Annotated in this window: 18 protein-coding genes; 10 read left to right on the plus strand and 8 right to left on the minus strand. The window is 54.6% G+C overall.

Annotated elements, in window-relative coordinates; genetic code table 11:
- Nucleotides 1-7: 7 nt before the first annotated feature.
- From ftsL to leuO, 7 genes are all read right to left on the minus strand, one after another.
- Nucleotides 8-373: a cell division protein FtsL gene (gene ftsL / locus GT756_RS21255; RefSeq protein ID WP_002888550.1), complete on the minus strand. Its 366-nt coding sequence runs from the start codon at nucleotides 371-373 to the stop codon at nucleotides 8-10.
- Nucleotides 370-1,311 carry a 16S rRNA (cytosine(1402)-N(4))-methyltransferase RsmH gene (rsmH, locus tag GT756_RS21260; protein ID WP_017901189.1) on the minus strand — a complete coding sequence of 314 codons (942 nt, stop codon included), beginning with the start codon at nucleotides 1,309-1,311 and terminating at the stop codon, nucleotides 370-372. The genes ftsL and rsmH overlap by 4 nt, the downstream gene beginning before the upstream one ends.
- A 2-nt stretch (nucleotides 1,312-1,313) precedes the next feature.
- Nucleotides 1,314-1,772, minus strand: coding sequence for a division/cell wall cluster transcriptional repressor MraZ (mraZ, locus tag GT756_RS21265; protein ID WP_004204327.1), 459 nt, complete (start codon nucleotides 1,770-1,772; stop codon nucleotides 1,314-1,316).
- A gap of 640 nt (nucleotides 1,773-2,412) precedes the next feature.
- Complete coding sequence (gene cra, locus GT756_RS21270) at nucleotides 2,413-3,417, minus strand: catabolite repressor/activator (RefSeq protein WP_004145952.1); 1,005 nt, start codon at nucleotides 3,415-3,417, stop codon at nucleotides 2,413-2,415.
- A gap of 180 nt (nucleotides 3,418-3,597) precedes the next feature.
- The gene (gene ilvN, locus GT756_RS21275) at nucleotides 3,598-4,089 is read right to left on the minus strand and encodes an acetolactate synthase small subunit (protein ID WP_002888536.1); all 492 of its coding nucleotides are present in this window, start codon (nucleotides 4,087-4,089) and stop codon (nucleotides 3,598-3,600) included.
- Between the two features lie 2 nt (nucleotides 4,090-4,091).
- Entirely contained in the window at nucleotides 4,092-5,816 is a 1,725-nt protein-coding gene (ilvI, locus tag GT756_RS21280) for an acetolactate synthase 3 large subunit (RefSeq protein WP_017901190.1), read from the minus strand.
- A 394-nt stretch (nucleotides 5,817-6,210) separates the two neighbouring features.
- A complete protein-coding gene (gene leuO / locus GT756_RS21285) occupies nucleotides 6,211-7,179 on the minus strand; it encodes a transcriptional regulator LeuO (RefSeq protein ID WP_072140386.1) in 969 nt (322 codons plus the stop codon).
- A gap of 614 nt (nucleotides 7,180-7,793) precedes the next feature.
- Between leuO and leuL the strand changes: the two genes are divergently transcribed.
- The 9 genes from leuL to aroD all read left to right on the plus strand — a co-directional run bounded on the left by leuL (nucleotide 7,794) and on the right by aroD (nucleotide 17,974).
- Complete coding sequence (gene leuL, locus GT756_RS21290) at nucleotides 7,794-7,880, plus strand: leu operon leader peptide (protein WP_017901192.1); 87 nt, start codon at nucleotides 7,794-7,796, stop codon at nucleotides 7,878-7,880.
- A 95-nt stretch (nucleotides 7,881-7,975) separates the two neighbouring features.
- A complete protein-coding gene (leuA, locus tag GT756_RS21295) occupies nucleotides 7,976-9,547 on the plus strand; it encodes a 2-isopropylmalate synthase (protein WP_004204323.1) in 1,572 nt (523 codons plus the stop codon).
- Complete coding sequence (leuB, locus tag GT756_RS21300; protein WP_017901193.1) at nucleotides 9,547-10,638, plus strand: 3-isopropylmalate dehydrogenase; 1,092 nt, start codon at nucleotides 9,547-9,549, stop codon at nucleotides 10,636-10,638. The genes leuA and leuB overlap by 1 nt, the downstream gene beginning before the upstream one ends.
- Before the next feature lie 2 nt (nucleotides 10,639-10,640).
- Complete coding sequence (leuC, locus tag GT756_RS21305; protein WP_004177417.1) at nucleotides 10,641-12,041, plus strand: 3-isopropylmalate dehydratase large subunit; 1,401 nt, start codon at nucleotides 10,641-10,643, stop codon at nucleotides 12,039-12,041.
- Nucleotides 12,042-12,051: 10 nt separating this feature from the next.
- Nucleotides 12,052-12,657: a 3-isopropylmalate dehydratase small subunit gene (gene leuD, locus GT756_RS21310; protein WP_004204321.1), complete on the plus strand. Its 606-nt coding sequence runs from the start codon at nucleotides 12,052-12,054 to the stop codon at nucleotides 12,655-12,657.
- A gap of 397 nt (nucleotides 12,658-13,054) precedes the next feature.
- Nucleotides 13,055-15,088 (plus strand): FAD-dependent oxidoreductase, encoded by a 2,034-nt coding sequence (locus GT756_RS21315; RefSeq protein WP_049116629.1) that lies wholly within the window; start codon nucleotides 13,055-13,057, stop codon nucleotides 15,086-15,088.
- A gap of 11 nt (nucleotides 15,089-15,099) precedes the next feature.
- Nucleotides 15,100-15,963 carry a shikimate dehydrogenase gene (locus tag GT756_RS21320; protein WP_017901194.1) on the plus strand — a complete coding sequence of 288 codons (864 nt, stop codon included), beginning with the start codon at nucleotides 15,100-15,102 and terminating at the stop codon, nucleotides 15,961-15,963.
- Between the two features lie 10 nt (nucleotides 15,964-15,973).
- Complete coding sequence (locus GT756_RS21325; RefSeq protein WP_062914367.1) at nucleotides 15,974-17,188, plus strand: MFS transporter; 1,215 nt, start codon at nucleotides 15,974-15,976, stop codon at nucleotides 17,186-17,188.
- Between the two features lie 30 nt (nucleotides 17,189-17,218).
- Nucleotides 17,219-17,974, plus strand: a complete 756-nt coding sequence (gene aroD / locus GT756_RS21330; protein ID WP_048294152.1) for a type I 3-dehydroquinate dehydratase — start codon at nucleotides 17,219-17,221, stop codon at nucleotides 17,972-17,974.
- A gap of 37 nt (nucleotides 17,975-18,011) precedes the next feature.
- Here aroD and GT756_RS21335 read toward each other — a convergent pair whose 3' ends face one another.
- Nucleotides 18,012-18,908: a LysR family transcriptional regulator gene (locus GT756_RS21335; RefSeq protein WP_004204315.1), complete on the minus strand. Its 897-nt coding sequence runs from the start codon at nucleotides 18,906-18,908 to the stop codon at nucleotides 18,012-18,014.
- Between the two features lie 231 nt (nucleotides 18,909-19,139).
- On the opposite strand from GT756_RS21335, the gene GT756_RS21340 reads away from it, so the two are divergent.
- Nucleotides 19,140-20,450, plus strand: a complete 1,311-nt coding sequence (locus GT756_RS21340; protein WP_004204313.1) for an MFS transporter — start codon at nucleotides 19,140-19,142, stop codon at nucleotides 20,448-20,450.
- The last annotated feature ends 5 nt before the right edge of the window (nucleotides 20,451-20,455 follow it).

Here is a 20,455-nt window from a genome sequence, read left to right on the forward strand (position 1 = left end):
ATAATCCTTATTTCTGTACAACGATATTTTCTTGGGATGGATCGACGTGCTGCATCTGCAACTTCTCGGTCGCGATCCGCTCAACCCGACTGTGATCGCCGAGCGCGTTCTCTTCGAGGATCAGGTTGCGCCATTCAATGTCCAGGGCGTCGCGTTCCAGAACCAGTTGTTCACGCTGCGCGGTCAGCAGGCGCGTGTGGTGCGCGGTGGTGACCACGGTAATCGCCGTAATAATGATGCAAATGAACAGGCAGAGTGGCAGTTTCCCAAACCGCAGAAGGTCGTCCCCGATCACGCCAGGCAAAGCATGGCGCTCGTTGCTTCCAATCGACCCTTTAACCTTGCTTAAGGCCTCTGTCACTCTGCCGATCATGCGTTCGTCCTCTCTGCAATACGCAGCACTGAACTACGGGCGCGTGGATTCTCTGCCACCTCTTCTTCGCCCGGCATCAACTTGCCTAGTGCTCGTAACTCACGGCCGCCCAGTTTTTTGAGCTGCGATTCGGTCATCGGTATTCCCGCCGGAACCTGCGGACCGCGGCTTTGCTCGCGCATAAAGCGCTTTACAATGCGATCTTCCAGCGAATGAAAACTAATGATCGACAGCCGCCCGCCTGGGGCCAGCACGCTGAGCGAGCTTTTTAGCGCCTGCTCTATCTCCTCCAGTTCACTGTTTACCCAAATGCGCACCGCCTGGAAGGTACGGGTCGCGGGATGTTTGTGCTTATCTTTTACCGGCATAGCCGCGGCGATGACCTCCGCCAGCTCTTTGGTGCGAGTCATCGGTGCAATGCGATTACGTTCGACGATCGCGCGGGCGATCCGTTTGCCGAAACGCTCTTCGCCGAAGGTTTTAATCACCCAGGCGATATCCGCTTCTTCAGCGGTCTGCAACCATTCGGCCGCAGACTGACCGCGCGTCGGATCCATGCGCATATCCAGCGGTCCGTCGCGCATAAAGGAAAAACCGCGTTCCGCATCGTCAAGCTGTGGGGAAGAGACGCCGAGATCGAGCAGAATGCCGTCGATCTTACCGGTAAGATTGCGCTCGCCGACATAATCAGCAAGCTGTGAAAATGGACCATGTACGATGGAAAAGCGGGGATCATCGATGGTTTGCGCGACGGCAATCGCCTGTGGATCGCGATCGATTGCCAGCAAGCGTCCTTCCGCTCCCAGCCGGGAGAGGATCAGGCGCGAGTGACCGCCGCGACCAAAGGTACCATCAATATAGATACCGTCTGGACGAATATTGAGGCCGTTGACGGCTTCATCCAGAAGTACCGTAGTGTGTTTAAAATTTTCCATCATTTTTATAAAGACAAATCCTGCAGGCGCTCCGACAGTTCACCGGTCGCGGACTGCTCAGCGTCGATATCTTCCTTGACCCGTTGATACCAGGTCGTTTCGTCCCACAGTTCAAATTTATTAAACTGCCCGACCAGCATCACTTCTTTTGTCAGCCCGGCATGCTGCCGTAACACCGGCGCAATCAGCAAGCGACCGGCATTATCCATCTGACATTCGCTGGCATGACCCAGAAGCAAACGCTGTACGCGCCGCTCAACGGGATTCATGCTCGATAAACGCGACAATTTCTGCTCGATGACTTCCCATTCAGGCAATGGATAAAGCAGCAGGCACGGGTGATGAATGTCAATGGTGCATACCAATTGACCGGCAGCGTCCTCGATCAGCCCATCGCGATAGCGCGTTGGCACGGCCAGGCGGCCTTTGCTGTCGAGATTGACTAACGTTGCTCCACGGAACATGCCAGCCTCACCCCTTTTCGCCACTTTATCCCACAAATTCCCACCAGAAGGAGTTTACGGAGCGGAGGAAAAGCTTGTCAAGCCAGCACGAATGCCAACGGAGCCCAAAAACCCATTATTTACAGCCGACATTAGCCCTGATGAAAAAATCATCAACAGGCGAGGCAAATTAACGTTATGAATACGTGTAAGAAAATAACCAACAAACTCGTAACAGTTATAAACAACAAAATATCTTCGGCGGGAAAATATAAAGTGTCAGTTTGCGACGCGAGCGGCATTTTAGGCCATTATGCCGGCCGTTAACAGTACCTGTTGCTGCCTGAGGGGTGGACCAGGCGCGGGATAAGGCAGGGGAGAACGGTAGTGGCGAACAAAATGGGTGTTAATTCAGCAATTAACCTGGTGAATGTAACAAAATAATACAATTAAAGCCTGCACCATCATTTTTTGTGTCCTGTTTTGAGTCACAAAACGATTGCCAGGGAATAAAACAAAATAACGCGTAAAGAAGTTTAGGGATTTGTCTGAAATATATTCAGTTTTGCATTCTGGACGTCAGTTGCCTGATTTATCGCCAGCGGCCTGCTCTCTGGCAGGCCTGCCAGGAATAATCCTGGATGCTGACGATATTGCGCCCTTAACGGCGATTCAGGCTGCCGCGGCGATAAAGATTACGACGAATACGGCTGAGGCCTGGTTTCGGCTTGCGCGGTTCATCGAGGCTAGCGAGGACGATCTCGAGCACCCGCTCAGCAACATCGCGATGGCGCTGGGCCACGGCCAGTACCGGACACTGCAGGAAATCGAGCAGCTCATTATCGCCGAAGGTGGCGATCGCCAGCTCGGAAGGCAGTTTACCCTCACGGCGCAGCGTCACATCCATGACGCCCTGCAGCAGCGGGAAAGAGGTGGTAAACAGCGCCTGCGGCATCGGATGAGTTTCAAGCCATTTTTCAAATAGCTGGGCCGCCGCTTCTCGCTCATAGCTGTTGGCATAGAGATAATGCACCTCACGCGGATCGTCCTGCCAGGCTTTACGGAAGCCTTGCTCGCGCAGGAAGCTCACCGACAGTTCCGGCAGCGCGCCAAGATAAAGCACCGTTTCGCCTGGAAAAGTCCGCAGCTCGGCGGCGAGCATCTCGGCGTCATCCTGATCAGCGCCGACGACGCTGGTGAAGTGCTCGCGATCAAGGGCGCGGTCGAGGGCGACAATCGGAAACGGATCGTTAGCCCAGCGCTGGTAGAAAGGGTGCTCCGGCGGCAGCGAGGTGGAAACAATGATGGCGTCCACCTGGCGCTGTAGCAGATGCTCGATACAGCGCATTTCGTTATCGGGCTGATCCTCCGAGCAGGCAATCAGCAGCTGATAGCCGCGCTGGCGCGCCTGCCGCTCCAGATAATTTGCAATGCGGGTATAGCTGGTGTTTTCCAGATCCGGGATCACCAGACCGATAGAGCGTGTGCGTCCTGCACGCAGGCCAGCAGCGACCGCATTCGGATGATAGTTGTGCTCTCGCACGACAGCCATCACCTTTTCGACCGTCTTGTCGCTTACGCGGTACTGCTTCGCTTTGCCATTAATCACATAGCTCGCGGTGGTTCTTGAAACACCGGCCAGCCGGGCGATTTCATCCAGTTTCACAATTGCCCCTTGGGTAAGAAGTGCCAAACATAACCATTATTCAGGTATGGAACCCTTTTTATAACATCTAAACGCAGAATAGTTAGCGCAGCAACCGCTTTCGCTTACAGTTCCTACTGATTTCGCAAAAAAAAAGCCCGACAGTCGCTGCCGGGCTATTTTTGCATCAATTCCCGATCCTCAGCGCATGATTTTATCACCGCGAGACAGGCCGACCACGCCGGAGCGAGCCACTTCCACGATCCGAGCGACATCGCGCAGCGAGGCCAGGAAGGCGTCGAGCTTATCGCTGGTGCCGGCGAGCTGGACGGTATAGATAGAAGGCGTCACGTCGATAATCTGTCCACGAAAGATTTCGGTGTTGCGCTTCACTTCTTCACGGCCGTAACCGCTGGCCTGGACCTTCACCAGCATGATTTCACGTTCGACATGAGCCCCCTGCCCCAGTTCGCTGACCCGCAGGACATCCACCAGCTTGTGCAGTTGCTTTTCAATCTGCTCGATCGCTTTTTCATCGCCCACGGTCTGGATGGTCATCCTGGAGAGGGTCGGATCGTCTGTCGGCGCGACAGTCAGGCTTTCTATATTATAGCCGCGCTGGGAAAAGAGGCCGATAACGCGGGACAATGCGCCCGATTCGTTTTCCAGTAATACCGATAATATCCGGCGCATAATCAGGTCCTCTCCGTTTTGCTCAACCACATTTCATCCATGCCGCCGCCGCGGATCTGCATGGGGTACACATGCTCACTGCCGTCGACGGTGACATCGACAAACACCAGCCGGCGCTGTCGCACCTGCTCCAGGGCTTCAGCAAGCTTCGTCTCCAGTTCCTGTGGCTCACTGATGCGGATGCCAACGTGGCCATAGGCTTCCGCCAGACGCACAAAGTCCGGCAGCGACTCCATATAGGACTGCGAGTGGCGCCCGGAATAGAGCATATCCTGCCACTGCTTCACCATCCCCAGATAGCGGTTGTTGAGGTTAAGCACCAGGACCGGCAGTTCATATTGCAGCGCGGTAGAAAGTTCCTGAATATTCATCTGGATACTGCCGTCACCGGTCACGCAGACGACCATTTCGTCCGGCAGAGCCATTTTGACCCCCAGCGCTGCCGGTAGGCCAAAGCCCATGGTGCCGAGACCACCGGAGTTAATCCAGCGCCGCGGTTTGTCGAAGGGGTAATAAAGGGCGGCGAACATCTGGTGCTGACCCACATCGGAAGTGACATAGGCATCGCCCTGGGTCAGTCGCCAGATCGTTTCAATCACCGCCTGCGGTTTGATCTTATCGCTCTGGTCGTCGTAGCGCAGACAATGGCGGGCGCGCCACTGCTCAATCTGTAGCCACCAGTCGCGAATATCGTCCAGCGGCTGCTGCGCCTCTTCCTGTTCCAGCAGCTCCAGCATCTGTTCCAGCACCAGCCGGGCATCGCCGACGATCGGCACATCTGCCGGCACGGTTTTCGAGATTGAGGTCGGATCGATATCAATATGCAGCACAGTCGCGTTCGGACAGTATTTGGCCAGGTTATTGGTGGTCCGATCGTCAAAGCGAACGCCGACGGCAAAAATCACGTCTGAATGGTGCATGGTCATGTTGGCTTCATAGGTGCCGTGCATGCCCAGCATCCCCAACGCCTGCGAGTGCGTCGCCGGGAAAGCGCCCAGCCCCATCAGGGAGGAGGCCACCGGCAGCTTCAGCTTTTCCACCAGTTCGCGCAGCTGTGGTTCGCATTGCGCATTGATCGCCCCGCCGCCGACGTAGACGACCGGCTTGCTCGCCGCCACCAGGGTCTGCAGGGCGCGTTTAATCTGGCCTTTATGGCCGCTGGTCGTCGGGTTATACGAGCGCATGCTGACCGCGTCTGGCCAGACGTACGGCAGTTTCTTCGCCGGATTGAGTATATCCTTCGGCAGATCGACCACCACCGGCCCGGGGCGACCGCTGGCCGCTAACCAGAAGGCTTTCTTCAGCACGCCGGGAATATCTTCGGTCTGCTTCACCAGGAAACTGTGCTTCACCACCGGTCGGGAAATCCCCACCATGTCGCACTCCTGGAAGGCATCGTAGCCGATAAGCGATGTCGCCACTTGCCCTGAGAGGATCACCAGCGGGATAGAGTCCATATAGGCCGTCGCGATACCGGTGATGGCGTTCGTCGCCCCAGGCCCTGAGGTCACCAGCACCACACCGACCTCCCCGGTCGCTCGCGCCAGACCATCCGCCATATGCACCGCCGCCTGCTCGTGGCGAACCAGCACATGATCGATACCGCCAAGGGTATGTAACGCATCATAGATATCGAGGACTGCGCCTCCGGGATAGCCGAATACTTGCTTGACGCCCTGATCGACAAGCGATTGGACGACCATCTCGGCTCCTGACAACATCTCCATGGTTTGCCTCCAGGCTTATTGTTTTACGACAGCGGAACTCAATTTCCGCGCGCTCGCACGATGCGAAGGGGTACCCCTCCGCACTGAGGTGAATGGACTGCATGCCACTACCATAACTGCTCGCCAGCAGGCAGGCAATTCGCCACGACAGGGGCTTTCTAAGTGGAATAAGAAGAAAAACAAGCGGAGAGAGGAAAATATGGTGGAATGCTTCAGAGATAAGAAAAGAGAATAGTAAATACTCGGAGAAAAGGCGCGATAGCAGGAATTGATCCATTTTTTGTTAACGGGAGGAGAGCAACTGAAAGAGTAAACAGCATAAAATTCTGCATTCTTGTAATTCAATCATATAAAAAAAGGAGCCGAAGCCCCTTTCATGATCATTGCCATCGGCTCAGCGCTGACAAATATCCACCAGCAGCTCTTCCATCCACTGATGGCCTTTATCGCGACCCGCCGCTTCGTGCCAGGAGAGATAGCAGGTCCGGCTATTCACCTTCAGCGGTAGAGGTAATATTTGCAGCGCTAACTTATCGGCAAACTCATTTGCCAACCAGCGCGGCGCAATGGCCACCATCTGTGTTTGTGACACCACGTTTAATACGCTGACCATCGCATTACCTTGATATGCGATGCGCGCTTGTTTATCGGCCGTGTCATACCACGGCAGACTGAATGAGGCATACCGATCGAGAGCCACCGCGGCATGCTCCTCGCGATAAATATCAGCCTCCATCACCGGTCCGGAGATACGCGGATGGTTGCGACTGGCCACCAGAACCATTTCATCTTTGAATAGCGGCACACAGGCAAACTCAGGGCGACGGAACTCTTCATAACCGATCACAAATTCCGTTTCCTGATAACGTAGCTGATGTTCCGTATTTTGATTAAGCGCTGATTTAAAGACTAAATGAATATTGGGCGCGATTTCAGCGACTTTATTAAATATCACCGACGTCAGGATGTTATCCAGCGGGCTACAGACGCACAGATTGAAAACACGCTCACTGCTCAGTGGTTCAAAACCGGAGCCTGGCAATTCGTTTTGCACCAGCTGCAGCGCCTGGCGCACTGAGCCAAAGAGCTGATAGGCCCGCGCCGTCGGCTGAATACCGCGGCCATAGCGCACAAACAGTTCATCATTAAACATCACTTTCAGACGTGAAACCGCGTTGCTCACCGCCGGTTGAGACATGCCGAGCGTATGGGCGGCACGGGTAATATTCTGTTCCTGCATAACCGCATCAAAAACGGTAAGCAGATTGAGATCAACCATCCGTAGTTGAGGTTTTACGACTTCCTGTCCGGGGGCTGATTTATATTCTGGACTTTCAATTAACATATCTAGTTCCGCCGTCACGATGAATTCCCTTTACTAAACCGCTATGATTAGCGGCGAAAATATCATTTATCATGCTAATGACATTTGCAAAATAGCAAAGGTGTATTTTAGGAATATATCAAGGCTATGAGTGGCAGTGTAAATCCGGTCCCGCCGGAATAGGTGAACTGCTCAAACCATACTAGTTACTTAATGATGATGAGTTTAACCATAATTCAGAAAAATAAAAACAACACCAATGATTAACTGTAACTTAAGCAATAATAAAGCATTTTATTTTCCACCCCATAAAATTAACAACCATTTATCATTGAAAAAAGAGCCGCTAAGGGGTGGAGATATTCACACGAAAAATAAATATAATCTTTTCATTTAGATAGCGATTTTTTGCCGCCTCGCTCGCGGCGCATCGTGAGCGAAGCCTTTAATGCAAAGTACATTGTCAAATGAAACATATCCCAGTGCGCTCCCGCAGGGCCAAAAAAGGATCTTCGGCAAAAAAGGGCAAACATCAGCACAATTAGCTAATTCACGCCGTGGGCCAAAAACGCTTTTTCCATGCCAGGGGTTGACTTTGAAACGGCTATCCAGTAACTCTAAAAGCATAACGATTTCATCTGGAGTTTGACGCAATGATTCGCACCACTCGTATCACCAGCCTACTACTACTAAACGCATGCCATTTGCGCGGTAGGCTGTTGGGCGACGTTCAGCGTTAAGTCATCTTCCAGCAAGACTATAAAACCCGCGCCTTGGCGCGGGTTTTTTTATGCTCGTCAACAAGGCGCCAGGACACAGACTAAGGATCCAAACCATGAGCCAGCAAGTCATTATTTTCGATACGACCTTACGTGATGGCGAACAAGCGTTACAGGCAAGCCTGAGTGTCAAAGAGAAGCTGCAGATCGCTCTGGCCCTCGAGCGCATGGGTGTTGACGTGATGGAAGTCGGTTTCCCGGTTTCTTCTCCGGGCGATTTTGAATCCGTGCAGACCATCGCGCGCACCATCAAAAACAGCCGCGTATGCGCTCTGGCGCGTTGCGTTGAGAAAGATATCGACGTGGCGGCGGAATCCTTAAAGGTGGCCGAAGCGTTCCGTATCCACACCTTCATCGCCACCTCGCCGATGCATATCGCCACCAAACTGCGCAGCACCCTGGATGAAGTCATTGAGCGAGCGGTTTATATGGTGAAGCGGGCGCGCAATTACACTAACGATGTCGAATTCTCCTGTGAAGACGCCGGCCGTACGCCAATAGCTGACCTGGCTCGCGTCGTGGAAGCAGCGATTAACGCTGGCGCCACCACCATAAATATTCCGGATACCGTCGGCTACACCATGCCGTTCGAGTACGCCAACATTATCAGCGGCCTGTATGAGCGCGTACCGAATATCGACAAAGCCATTATCTCCGTTCACACCCATGATGACCTGGGCATTGCCGTCGGCAACGCCCTCGCCGCGGTCCACGCCGGAGCTCGCCAGGTAGAAGGCGCGATGAACGGTATCGGCGAGCGCGCCGGCAACTGCGCGCTGGAAGAGGTCATCATGGCGATTAAAGTGCGCAAAGACATCATGAACGTGCACACCAATATCAACCACCATGAAATCTGGCGCACCAGCCAGACCGTCAGCCAGATCTGCAACATGCCGATCCCGGCGAACAAAGCCATCGTCGGCACCGGCGCCTTCGCCCACTCCTCCGGTATCCACCAGGACGGCGTGCTGAAGAACCGCGAAAACTACGAGATCATGACCCCGGAATCCATCGGTCTGAACCAGGTGCAGTTGAACCTGACCTCCCGTTCCGGCCGCGCGGCGGTGAAACACCGGATGGAAGAGATGGGCTACCAGGAGAGCGATTACAACCTGGATCATCTGTATGACGCGTTCCTGAAGCTGGCGGACAAAAAAGGACAGGTCTTCGATTACGATCTGGAAGCGCTGGCCTTTATCAACAAGCAGCAGGAAGAGCCAGAGCATTTCCGCCTGGATTACTTCAACGTTCAGTCCGGCTCCAGCGATATCGCCACCGCCTCGATCAAACTGGTCTGTGGGGATGAGATCAAAACTGAAGCCGCCAACGGCAACGGTCCGGTCGATGCTATCTACCAGGCGATTAACCGCGTCACCAATTACAACATTGAATTAGTGAAATATGGCTTAAGCGCGAAAGGCCACGGCAAAGACGCCCTGGGCCAGGTGGATATCGTCGTTGACTACAACGGCCGCCGTTTCCACGGCGTTGGTCTGGCAACGGATATCGTAGAGTCGTCAGCCAAAGCGATGGTTCATGTGCTGAACAACATCTGGCGCGCCGCCGAAGTCGAAAAAGAATTGCAACGCAAAGCTCAGAATAAAGAGAACAATAAGGAAACCGTGTAATGTCGAAGAATTACCATATTGCCGTTTTGCCGGGTGATGGCATTGGCCCGGAAGTGATGAACCAGGCGATGAAAGTACTGGAAGCCGTGCGCCAACGTTTTGCCATGCACATTACCACCAGCCAGTACGACGTCGGCGGCGCGGCCATCGACCGCCAGGGAACTCCCCTGCCGCAGGCGACGGTCGCCGGATGCGAGCAGGCGGACGCGATCCTGTTCGGCTCCGTCGGCGGCCCGAAGTGGGAACACCTGCCGCCCGCAGAACAGCCAGAGCGCGGCGCCCTGCTGCCGCTGCGTAAACACTTTAAACTGTTCAGCAACCTGCGCCCGGCCAAACTGTATCAGGGGCTGGAAGAGTTCTGCCCGCTGCGCGCCGACATCGCCGCCAACGGCTTCGACATTCTCTGCGTTCGCGAACTGACCGGCGGCATCTACTTCGGCCAGCCGAAAGGCCGCGAAGGCAGCGGTCAGCATGAGAAAGCTTTTGATACCGAGGTGTATCACCGCTTTGAAATCGAACGTATCGCGCGCATCGCTTTTGAATCTGCCCGTAAACGTCGTCACAAAGTGACCTCCATCGATAAAGCCAACGTTCTGCAGTCCTCTATTCTGTGGCGCGAAATCGTCAGTGAGATCGGCAAAGAGTATCCGGACGTTGAGCTGGCGCATATGTATATCGATAACGCCACCATGCAGCTGATTAAAGATCCGTCTCAGTTCGACGTGCTGCTGTGCTCCAACCTGTTCGGCGACATCCTCTCCGACGAGTGCGCAATGATCACCGGCTCGATGGGTATGCTGCCGTCCGCCAGCCTTAACGAACAAGGTTTCGGCCTGTACGAGCCTGCAGGCGGCTCGGCGCCGGATATCGCTGGCAAAAATATCGCTAACCCGATCGCGCAGATCCTCTCCCTGGCGCTGCTGCTGCGCTATAGCCTTGACGCTAACGAGGCGGCGAGCGCAATTGAAAGCGCGATTAACCGCGCTCTGGAGGAAGGGGTTCGTACCGGCGACTTAGCGCGCGGCACGGCGGCGGTCAGCACTGATGAAATGGGCGATATCATTGCCCGCTATGTCGCAGAAGGGGTGTAATCATGGCGAAGACGTTATACGAAAAATTGTTTGATGCGCACGTGGTGTATGAGGCGCAAAACGAAACCCCGCTGTTGTATATCGACCGCCATCTGGTGCATGAAGTTACCTCCCCGCAGGCCTTTGACGGCCTGCGCGCCCACGGCCGCCAGGTGCGCCAGCCGGGTAAAACCTTCGCCACCATGGATCACAACGTCTCGACGCAGACCAAAGACATTAACGCGTCCGGCGAGATGGCCCGCATTCAGATGCAGGAGCTGATTAAGAACTGTAAAGAGTTCGGCGTTGAGCTGTACGACCTGAATCACCCGTACCAGGGCATCGTTCACGTAATGGGCCCGGAACAAGGGGTGACCTTGCCGGGGATGACCATTGTATGCGGCGACTCCCATACCGCCACCCACGGCGCGTTCGGCGCGCTGGCCTTCGGCATCGGCACTTCCGAAGTGGAACATGTGCTGGCGACCCAGACCCTGAAACAGGGTCGTGCGAAAACCATGAAAATCGAAGTGCAAGGCAAAGCGGCGCCGGGCATCACCGCCAAAGATATCGTGTTGGCGATCATTGGTAAAACCGGCAGCGCCGGCGGCACCGGCCACGTGGTGGAATTCTGCGGCGAAGCGATCCGCGATCTGAGCATGGAAGGTCGCATGACCCTGTGCAACATGGCGATCGAGATGGGCGCCAAAGCGGGCCTGGTCGCGCCGGATGAAACCACCTTCAATTACGTACGCGGCCGTCTGCACGCGCCGAAAGGCAAAGATTTTGACGATGCGGTGGCGTACTGGAAAACCCTGAAAACCGACGACGGCGCCACATTTGACACCGTGGTGACGCTGCAGGCGGCTGAGATTGCTCCGCAGGTGACCTGGGGCACCAACCCAGGCCAGGTGATTTCGGTCACCGATAATATCCCCGATCCTGCGTCATTCAGCGACCCGGTGGAACGCGCCAGCGCTGAGAAAGCGCTGGCCTATATGGGACTGAAATCCGGCATCCCGCTGACGGAAGTGGCTATCGATAAAGTGTTCATCGGCTCCTGTACCAACTCGCGTATCGAAGATTTGCGCGCCGCGGCGGAAATCGCCAAAGGGCGTAAAGTGGCGCCGGGCGTCCAGGCGTTGGTGGTACCAGGTTCCGGTCCGGTGAAAGCGCAAGCGGAAGCGGAAGGCCTGGATAAGATCTTTATCGAAGCCGGCTTTGAGTGGCGCTTACCGGGCTGCTCGATGTGTCTGGCGATGAACAACGACCGCCTGAACCCGGGCGAGCGCTGCGCCTCCACCAGCAACCGTAATTTTGAAGGCCGTCAGGGCCGCGGCGGACGCACGCACCTGGTGAGCCCGGCAATGGCCGCGGCGGCGGCTGTGACCGGCCATTTCGCCGATATCCGTAATCTGAAGTAAGGAGACCATCATGGCAGAGAAATTTACCCAACATACCGGCCTGGTGGTTCCGCTGGATGCTGCAAACGTCGATACCGACGCGATTATTCCCAAGCAGTTTCTGCAGAAAGTGACCCGCACCGGCTTTGGCGCGCACCTGTTCAACGACTGGCGCTTCCTCGATGATAAAGGTCAACAGCCGAACCCGGAGTTCGTGCTGAACTTTCCTGAGTACAAAGGCGCCTCTATCCTGCTGGCGCGGGAAAACTTCGGCTGCGGCTCCTCCCGCGAGCATGCGCCGTGGGCGCTGACCGATTACGGTTTTAAAGTCGTTATCGCCCCAAGCTTTGCCGATATTTTCTACGGCAACAGCTTCAACAACCAGCTGCTGCCGGTGACGCTGAGCGATGAGCAGGTCGACGAGCTGTTCAGACTGGTGCAGGCCAACCCGGGCATTACGTTTGAAGTGGACCTGGAAGCGCAGGTGGTGAAAGCGGGGGATAAAACCTACAGCTTTAAGATCGACGATTTCCGTCGCCACTGCATGCTTAATGGCCTGGATAGCATCGGTCTGACGCTGCAACATGAAGCGGCGATTTCCGACTATGAGCACAAGCTGCCGGCGTTTATGAATTAAGCTTCGCGCCCGGTCATTTGACCGGGCTTTTTAATTTATTGCGGCAGAAAATTGAGATCTCACGCACAAAAAACAATATTAATTCTTCGAACGTCAGCCCATGACGTTGGCCTGCCCCACGCGATAAAGACGAATGATTTCGCTTTCTTCCCCCTGACCTGCGCGGTTTATGTATTAACCCTTCACTGCAAGTAAAAATAAGGTATGAGTGTTTAATATAAAAATATAACAATGTGAAAGAAGCGTTAATCTCATAGAGACCCCCTATAGCTCACAGCAAAAAAAAGCATTATTTTTCAATTTTTCCCCTCGCTATCTTTTCCCACAGAGAAATATTAACTAAGGACACGCCCGGGCCCCCGCATAGCGGCCTCCCGGCCTCCTGTGGAGAGAAGAGATGAGCCACTATCCGCACCTTTTCAGTCCGTTGACCATCAACGGCATGACGCTAAAAAACCGCATTATTATGCCCCCGATGGGCACCAATATGGCTACGCTCAATGGCGAGGTCTCGCAGGAACAGCTGGAATACTACGAACTGCGGGCCAAAGGCGGAACCGGTCTTATCACCATCGAAAACATCTGTATTGATTTCCCTTTCGCTTCCAACGGCACCACCCAGCTGCGGATCGATAACGATCAATATATCCCGCGGCTGTTTAAATTAACCGAGACCCTGCATAAACACGGCGCCTGCGTATCCATTCAGTTAAATCACGCTGGCGCTTCCGCTTATGCCTACCGCCTCGAGGGTCAGACACCGCTCTCCTCCTCGACGACGCCCTCGAAAAAGCACGGTAATATTCCGCGGCCAATGACCCATGAGGAAATTTATCACGCGGTGGAAAAATTCGGGGACGCCGCAGAGCGCGTTCGTCGCGCGGGTTTTGACTGCGTCGAAATTCATGCCGGCCACTCCTATTTAATTAGCCAGTTTTTATCGCCGTTATTTAACAAACGCACCGATGAATTTGGCGGCAGCGTCGAAAACCGCACTCGAATATTAGGTCTGATTGTCGATAAAGTTCGCGCCTGCGTCGGGCCACGTTTTCCGGTCAGCCTGCGCATCAGCGCCGACGACTTCCTCAAAGGCGGCAATACCCTCGAAGATTCCTTGCGCATCCTTGAGCTCTGTCAGGAGAAGGTCGATATCATCAACGTCTCGGCGGCGCAGAACGACAACCTGAATCTGCAAATCGACCAGATGTCGCTGGAGGATGGCTGGAAGCGTTACCTCTCCCGCGCGGTGCGCGATAAATTCCATAAGCCCACGGTCATCGCCGGCAATATCCGTACCCCGCAGGTGGCCGAGGATATCCTCGCCAGCGGCGATGCCGATCTCATTGCCATTGGTCGCGGTCTGATTGCCGAGCCGGAGTGGGTGCAGAAGGTGCAAAGCGGTAAAGAGCGCCTGATGCGCAAATGCATCTCCTGCAACATCGGCTGCGCCGACCATCGCATCGCCCGCTCGCGCCCGCTGCGCTGTTCAATTAACCCGGACATCATTCACGGCGATGCCTACAAAACGCGGCGCGTTAATCGCGAAACGAACGTGGTCGTCATCGGCGCCGGCACTGCCGGGATGGAGGCCGCCTGCACGGCGGCGGAAGTCGGTTGCCACACCTGGCTGCTGGAGGCGAAAAATCACGTCGGCGGTCTCGCCAGCGATATCGCCCGTCTGCCGGAGAAAAAACGCATCGCGGATTTCCCGCAGTTTATGAAAAACCGCATCGCCGCGCTGGACAACCTGATGCTGCAGGTCGGCAAACGGGCAGACGTGGCCTCGGTTTCCGCCCTGCGTCCACATCTGATCGTCAATGCCACCGGCTCAACCCCCCTGCTGCCGCCCATTGCTGGACTGCGGGAGAATATTGACGCCGCGGAAGGCAAAGTCTTCTCCATTACCGGCATGATCGACAATCTGGCGAAATTTACCCATGTCGAGGGCAAACGCATCGCCGTTGTCGGCGCGGGCGCCGTTGGCCTCGACGTCATCGAATACTTTACCGCTCGCGGCGCGCAGGCGGTCTTAATCGAAATGCAGGACGCCGCCGGTCGCGATCTCGACATCATTACCAAGAATGCCATGTTGACCATGCTCGACGAGCACCAGGTCGAACAGCACATGAATACGCAACTGATGGCGGTGGCTGCCGACCATTTCCAGGTGAAAAATACACAGCACACCTTCGATATCCCCTTCGACTACGGCTTTGTCTGTCTGGGGATGCGCGCCAACCGGACGGGTCTCGACGAGATCGAACGCTGGGCCAATGCCAATAACGTCAAAATCATGAATATCGGCGACAGCGTGATAGCGCGACGCATTATCGACGGCATCCGCGAAGGCCGCAACGTGCTGGACACCCTCGAAGACATGGGTGCGCTGGGCAGCCGCGAAGCACAACGAATTCCCTTTCTAACTTATTGAGGATTTTTGTCATGGCAGAACGTATTACTGGACACACTGAGCTGATTGGTCTGATCGCCACCCCGATTCGCCACAGCATGTCGCCCACCATGCACAACGAGGCTTTCGCCCATCTCGGGCTGGACTACGTCTACCTGGCTTTTGAAGTCGGTAATCAGGAGCTGAAAGACGTTGTCCAGGGCTTCCGGGCTTTGAAGCTGCGCGGCTTTAATGTCTCTATGCCGAACAAAACCGAGATTTGCCAGTATCTCGATAAGCTGTCGCCGGCGGCGCAGCTGGTCGGGGCGGTGAATACCGTGGTCAATGACGACGGCGTCCTGACCGGGCATATCACCGACGGCACCGGCTATATGCGCGCCCTTAGCGAAGCGGGTATCGATATCATTGGCAAGAAGATGACCGTGCTCGGTGCCGGCGGCGCGGCGACCGCACTCTGCGTCCAGGCGGCACTGGATGGCGTGAAGGCGATCTCCATCTTCAACCGTCGCGATAAATTCTTCGCCAACGCCGAAGAAACGGTCGCCAAGATCCGCAACAACACGCGCTGTGAGATCCATCTGTTCGATCTTGACGATCATGACAAACTGCGTGCCGAAATCGATAGCAGCGTGATCCTGACCAATGCCACCGGGGTCGGCATGAAGCCGTTCGAAGGCCAGATGCTGCTGCCGGACGACAGCTTCCTGCGTCCGGATCTGATCGTCTCCGACGTCGTATACAACCCGCGCAAAACCCACCTGCTGGAAGTGGCTGAGAAAAAAGGCTGCCGCACGCTAAACGGCCTCGGGATGATGCTGTGGCAAGGCGCGCGCGCGTTCGAAATCTGGACGGGTAAACAGATGCCGGTTGATTACATCAAAAGCATCCTGTTCTAAGGGGCAAGCGATGAAAAATAAATACGTCCCTACCGCGGCAGGGCTGTACCTCAACTACCTGATCCACGGCATGGGGGTGCTGTTAATCACCCTCAACATGGCCCATCTTCAGGAACAGTGGGGAACAGATAAAGCCGGCGTATCGATCGTTATCTCCTCGTTAGGTATTGGTAAGTTAGCGACCATCGTGACCGGATTTCTCTCGGATCGCTTCGGTCGCAAGCCCTTTATCTATCTGGGGATCCTGAGCTACCTGATCTTTTTCGTCGGCATTCTGCTGACCAAAAATATCTATCTGGCCTATGTCTTCGGCATTATGGCGGGCCTGGCGAACAGCTTCCTCGACTCCGGCACCTATCCGGCGCTGATGGAATCTTTCCCGCACTCCGCCAGCCGGGCCAACGTGCTGATCAAAGCCTTCGTTTCCGCCGGGCAGTTCCTGCTGCCGTTCATTATCAGCTTCCTGATCTGGGCGAATCTATGGTTCGGCTGGTCGTTCGTGATTGCGGCGGCGCTCTTTGTACTGAGCGGGATTTACCTGCTTAAAATGCCATTCCCTGACAGCCAGGCAGCGAAAAAAGAGGAATCTCCTGAGCCACAGGCGGAAACGTTCGCCCGTCCGCAGGCCAACAAACTGGATATGATGATCTTCACGCTGTACGGCTATATCGGCATGGCGACGTTCTATCTGGTCAGCCAGTGGCTGGCGCAGTACGGCCAGTTCGTGGTCGGGCTGCCCTATGCCTCGGCGATTAAGCTGCTCAGCATCTATACCGTTGGGTCGTTGGTCTGCGTCTTCGTGACTGCTGCCTTCGTCAAAGAGGTGTTCAGCTCTGCCGTCGCCATGATCATCTATACTGGCCTGTCGATGGTCTCGCTGCTGCTGGTGTGCCTGTTCCCGACGCCGATGATGGTTACCGGCTTCGCCTTTGTCATCGGCTTTGCCGCCGCGGGCGGAGTGCTACAGCTGGGAGCGACGATCATGGCGATGAGCTTCCCGAACGGGAAAGGCAAGGCAACCGGGATCTTCTACACCGCCGGCAGTATCGCCAGCTTCACGATCCCGCTGATCACCGCCAAACTTTCGCAGATCAGTATTGCCAGCATTATGTGGTTTGATTTTGCGATCGCCGTGATCGGCTTTGTGATCGCCCTGTACATCGGCTATCGTCAACTGCAGGCTCGGGCGGCGCAAAAAGTATCACCCACCGCAGTCACCGCCTGAGGTTCAACGCGAATAATAATGGATGCCTACATGACAAATGCAGTTACCGTAAAGAACATCACCTTCCAGGAAGGGGAAACCTTAATTTGTGTACCGCTGATCGGCAAAACGCTGGATGAAATACTGGGTAACGCCCACGGCCTGGTCGACGCCGGCGCCGATATCATCGAATGGCGCGTTGATCACTTTACGCAGGTCAGAGAGATGGCCCAGGTGATGGCCGCGCTGGCGGAAATCCGTGGTGCGCTGAAAGCCCTGCCGTTGCTGTTCACCTTCCGCAGCAAGAAAGAAGGCGGCGAGACCGAGCTCAGCGACGATGCCTACTTCGCGCTCAACCGCGAAGCGGCGAGCAGTGGACTGGTTGATGTCATCGATGTCGAGCTGTTCAATGATGAAGCGCAGATCCGCGCGCTGGTTGACGATGCGCATGCCGCGGGCGTCAAAGTGATCATGAGTAACCATGATTTTCATAAAACCCCCGCCCAGGAAGATATCATCTATCGCCTGCGCCGCATGCAGGATCTGGGTGCCGATCTGCCGAAGATCGCGGTGATGCCGCAATCGCCGCAGGACGTTCTGACCCTGCTCGCCGCCACGCTGACCATGAAAGAGAAGTATGCCACCCGCCCGCTGATCACCATGTCGATGGGAAAATCAGGCGGCGTCAGCCGGGTGACCGGGCGTCTTTTTGGCTCAGCCATGACCTTCGGTACCGTGGGTCAAGCTTCCGCGCCGGGACAGATCGCCATCAATAAGCTGCGTGAAGTGATGGATATTCTCTCCTGATAACCCCTTAGCCCGGAGGACCACTCCGGGCTATTCGCTAACAGATCTTCTGGCTGTCGTGGATGACCACATTTTTAAACGACTGCAGCGCCGGGGAAAGTCCCCGGTCTTTCATGGTCGCCAGATAGATATAGCGCGGAGGGAGGGTGTTTTTAATCTTCAGGATATGGACGTTGTAATGGGAGAGCGCCGAGATCCGCGGCATGATCGCGATCCCGTAGTCAATGCTGACCAGCCCGGCCATCGCGGTATCCTCTTCCACGTAGCAGGCAATCTCCGGCACCAGCTTTTGCTGCATAAATACATTATCGATAAACGGACGTAAGCCGCTATTTTCTGAAAAATAGATATAGGGATAATGAATCGTCTCCACGAGGTCGACTTCATGTTCATACAGACGGGCCAGCGGATGATCCCTGGCGGTCACCACCACCAGCTCCTGCTGAATAACCGGAATAAAATCGATATCGGGCTCATCGGCAATATAAGAGCAGATCGCCAGATCGACTTTTCCCGCTTTCAGCTCCTGCAACAGCGTCAGCGAGGTCCCTTGAGTAAAAGAAAAAGTCACATTGTGAAACTCAGGTGAAAGAGAATATTTATTAATTAACTGCGGAACAACATATTCGCCCATCGTGTAAATAAAGGCGATACGAATGTTTTCTTTATTTTCAGCGCCGTTTTTTTGCAAAACTGTGCGGCCATTTTCCAGTGAGGCCAGGGCATCTTCGACATACGGCAGAAAACGCTTGCCGTTTTGCGTAATTTTAACGTTCCGTCCCTGTCTGGCGAACAGCGCGACCCCTAACTCCTTCTCCAGCTCTGATATCGCATGGCTTAGCGAAGGCTGAGTGATGCACAGACTGGAGGCCGCTTCGGTATAATGTTCAGTTTCAGACAGACGTTTAAAATAATAAAGTTGCTTTAGGTTCATTATTTTTGCCCGTATAATATAAGAATAAATCCACTGATGCTAATATACCATGCAAGCCACCAATAATGCGCATGAGCGGGTAAATATCGGCGGTATATCAAATATTATTTTCTGAAGCGTATGAATGTGCCACAAAGCGTTGCCATTCATAGATACTACCTATAGTTCCCGGAGATATTTTTGCATATACAAATATATGCAAAAATATTTTAAACTTTAAAGGATCTCGCTATGAGTATGTCAAACTCTCAGGAAGTCCTCACTTCCTCATCAGGGACGAAAAAAAGAAGCCGCGTTCGGATAGTTATTTTACTGCTGTTGTCCGTCGGAACGATGATCAATTATCTCGACCGCACCATCCTCGGTATCGTTGCCCCACAGTTAACCCAGGAAATTCATATCGATCCGGCGATGATGGGCATCATTTTCTCCGCCTTTGCCTGGACCTATGCCCTGGCGCAGATCCCCGGCGGCATGTTTTTAGACCGCTTCGGCAACAAACTGACCTATGCCCTGTCAATTTTCTTCTGGTCGCTGTTTACCCTGCTGCAAAGTTTCACCCTCGGGCTTAAATCTCTGCTGCTTCTGCGCCTGGGACTTGGCGTCAGTGAAGCGCCCTGCTTCCCGGCCAACAGCCGCATCGTCAGCACCTGGTTCCCGCAGCATGAGCGCGCACGGGCGACGGCAACATATACGGTTGGTGAATATATAGGACTGGCGGCCTTCTCACCGCTGTTATTTTTAATCCTCGAACATCACGGCTGGAGAACGCTTTTTTTCCTCACCGGAGGATTAGGTATTTTATTTACTTTGGTGTGGTGGCGTTTTTATCACGAACCCCATGAATCGCGCACGGCTAATCAAGCGGAGCTGGATTATATCGGCGCAAACGGTATTAACAATAAAATCCAGAACGTTCCATTTAACTGGCGTGACGCCAGGCGCCTGCTGGGCTGTCGCCAGATCCTCGGCGCCAGTCTGGGTCAGTTTGCGGGCAACACCACGTTGGTGTTTTTCCTGACGTGGTTTCCCAGCTATCTGGCCAACGAGCGCCATCTTCCCTGGCTGCACGTTGGCTTCTTCGCCACCTGGCCGTTTCTCGCCGCCGCCATCGGCATCCTCTTCGGCGGCTGGATCTCGGACCGACTGCTGAAGCGAACCGGCTCCGTCAATATCAGTCGGAAGTTACCAATAATTTCCGGATTATTACTCTCCAGCTGTATTATTGCGGCGAACTGGGTGAGCGCCAACAGCACCGTTATTATTATTATGTCAGTGGCATTTTTTGGTCAGGGAATGGTTGGTCTGGGCTGGACGTTAATTTCTGATATTGCCCCGGAAAATATGGCAGGCCTGACCGGCGGGATATTTAATTTCTGCGCTAATATGGCGTCGATTATAGCCCCACTGATAATTGGCGTGATTATCTCCGCAACGGGTAACTTCTTTTACGCACTGATCTACGTCGGCCTGACGGCGCTGATCGGCGTGATTGCCTACATTTTTATCATCGGCGACATCAAGCGAATCGAACTGAAGTAAAGACG

This window comes from Klebsiella sp. Q2, from assembly GCF_009900705.1.
Lineage (GTDB): Bacteria > Pseudomonadota > Gammaproteobacteria > Enterobacterales > Enterobacteriaceae > Klebsiella > Klebsiella quasipneumoniae.

Excerpts from the sequence above, each read along its gene's own strand:
- GT756_RS21320 (WP_017901194.1), top strand. The coding sequence starts at position 15,100 with ATGGCAGAACGTATTACTGGACACACTGAGCTGATTGGTCTGATCGCC.
- leuB (WP_017901193.1), top strand. The coding sequence starts at position 9,547 with ATGTCGAAGAATTACCATATTGCCGTTTTGCCGGGTGATGGCATTGGC.
- aroD (WP_048294152.1), top strand. The coding sequence starts at position 17,219 with ATGACAAATGCAGTTACCGTAAAGAACATCACCTTCCAGGAAGGGGAA.
- GT756_RS21325 (WP_062914367.1), top strand. The coding sequence starts at position 15,974 with ATGAAAAATAAATACGTCCCTACCGCGGCAGGGCTGTACCTCAACTAC.
- rsmH (WP_017901189.1), bottom strand. The coding sequence starts at position 1,311 with ATGATGGAAAATTTTAAACACACTACGGTACTTCTGGATGAAGCCGTC.
- mraZ (WP_004204327.1), bottom strand. The coding sequence starts at position 1,772 with ATGTTCCGTGGAGCAACGTTAGTCAATCTCGACAGCAAAGGCCGCCTG.
- GT756_RS21315 (WP_049116629.1), top strand. The coding sequence starts at position 13,055 with ATGAGCCACTATCCGCACCTTTTCAGTCCGTTGACCATCAACGGCATG.
- ftsL (WP_002888550.1), bottom strand. The coding sequence starts at position 373 with ATGATCGGCAGAGTGACAGAGGCCTTAAGCAAGGTTAAAGGGTCGATT.
- leuA (WP_004204323.1), top strand. The coding sequence starts at position 7,976 with ATGAGCCAGCAAGTCATTATTTTCGATACGACCTTACGTGATGGCGAA.
- ilvI (WP_017901190.1), bottom strand. The coding sequence starts at position 5,816 with ATGGAGATGTTGTCAGGAGCCGAGATGGTCGTCCAATCGCTTGTCGAT.
- leuL (WP_017901192.1), top strand. The coding sequence starts at position 7,794 with ATGATTCGCACCACTCGTATCACCAGCCTACTACTACTAAACGCATGC.
- leuD (WP_004204321.1), top strand. The coding sequence starts at position 12,052 with ATGGCAGAGAAATTTACCCAACATACCGGCCTGGTGGTTCCGCTGGAT.
- leuC (WP_004177417.1), top strand. The coding sequence starts at position 10,641 with ATGGCGAAGACGTTATACGAAAAATTGTTTGATGCGCACGTGGTGTAT.
- GT756_RS21335 (WP_004204315.1), bottom strand. The coding sequence starts at position 18,908 with ATGAACCTAAAGCAACTTTATTATTTTAAACGTCTGTCTGAAACTGAA.
- GT756_RS21340 (WP_004204313.1), top strand. The coding sequence starts at position 19,140 with ATGAGTATGTCAAACTCTCAGGAAGTCCTCACTTCCTCATCAGGGACG.
- ilvN (WP_002888536.1), bottom strand. The coding sequence starts at position 4,089 with ATGCGCCGGATATTATCGGTATTACTGGAAAACGAATCGGGCGCATTG.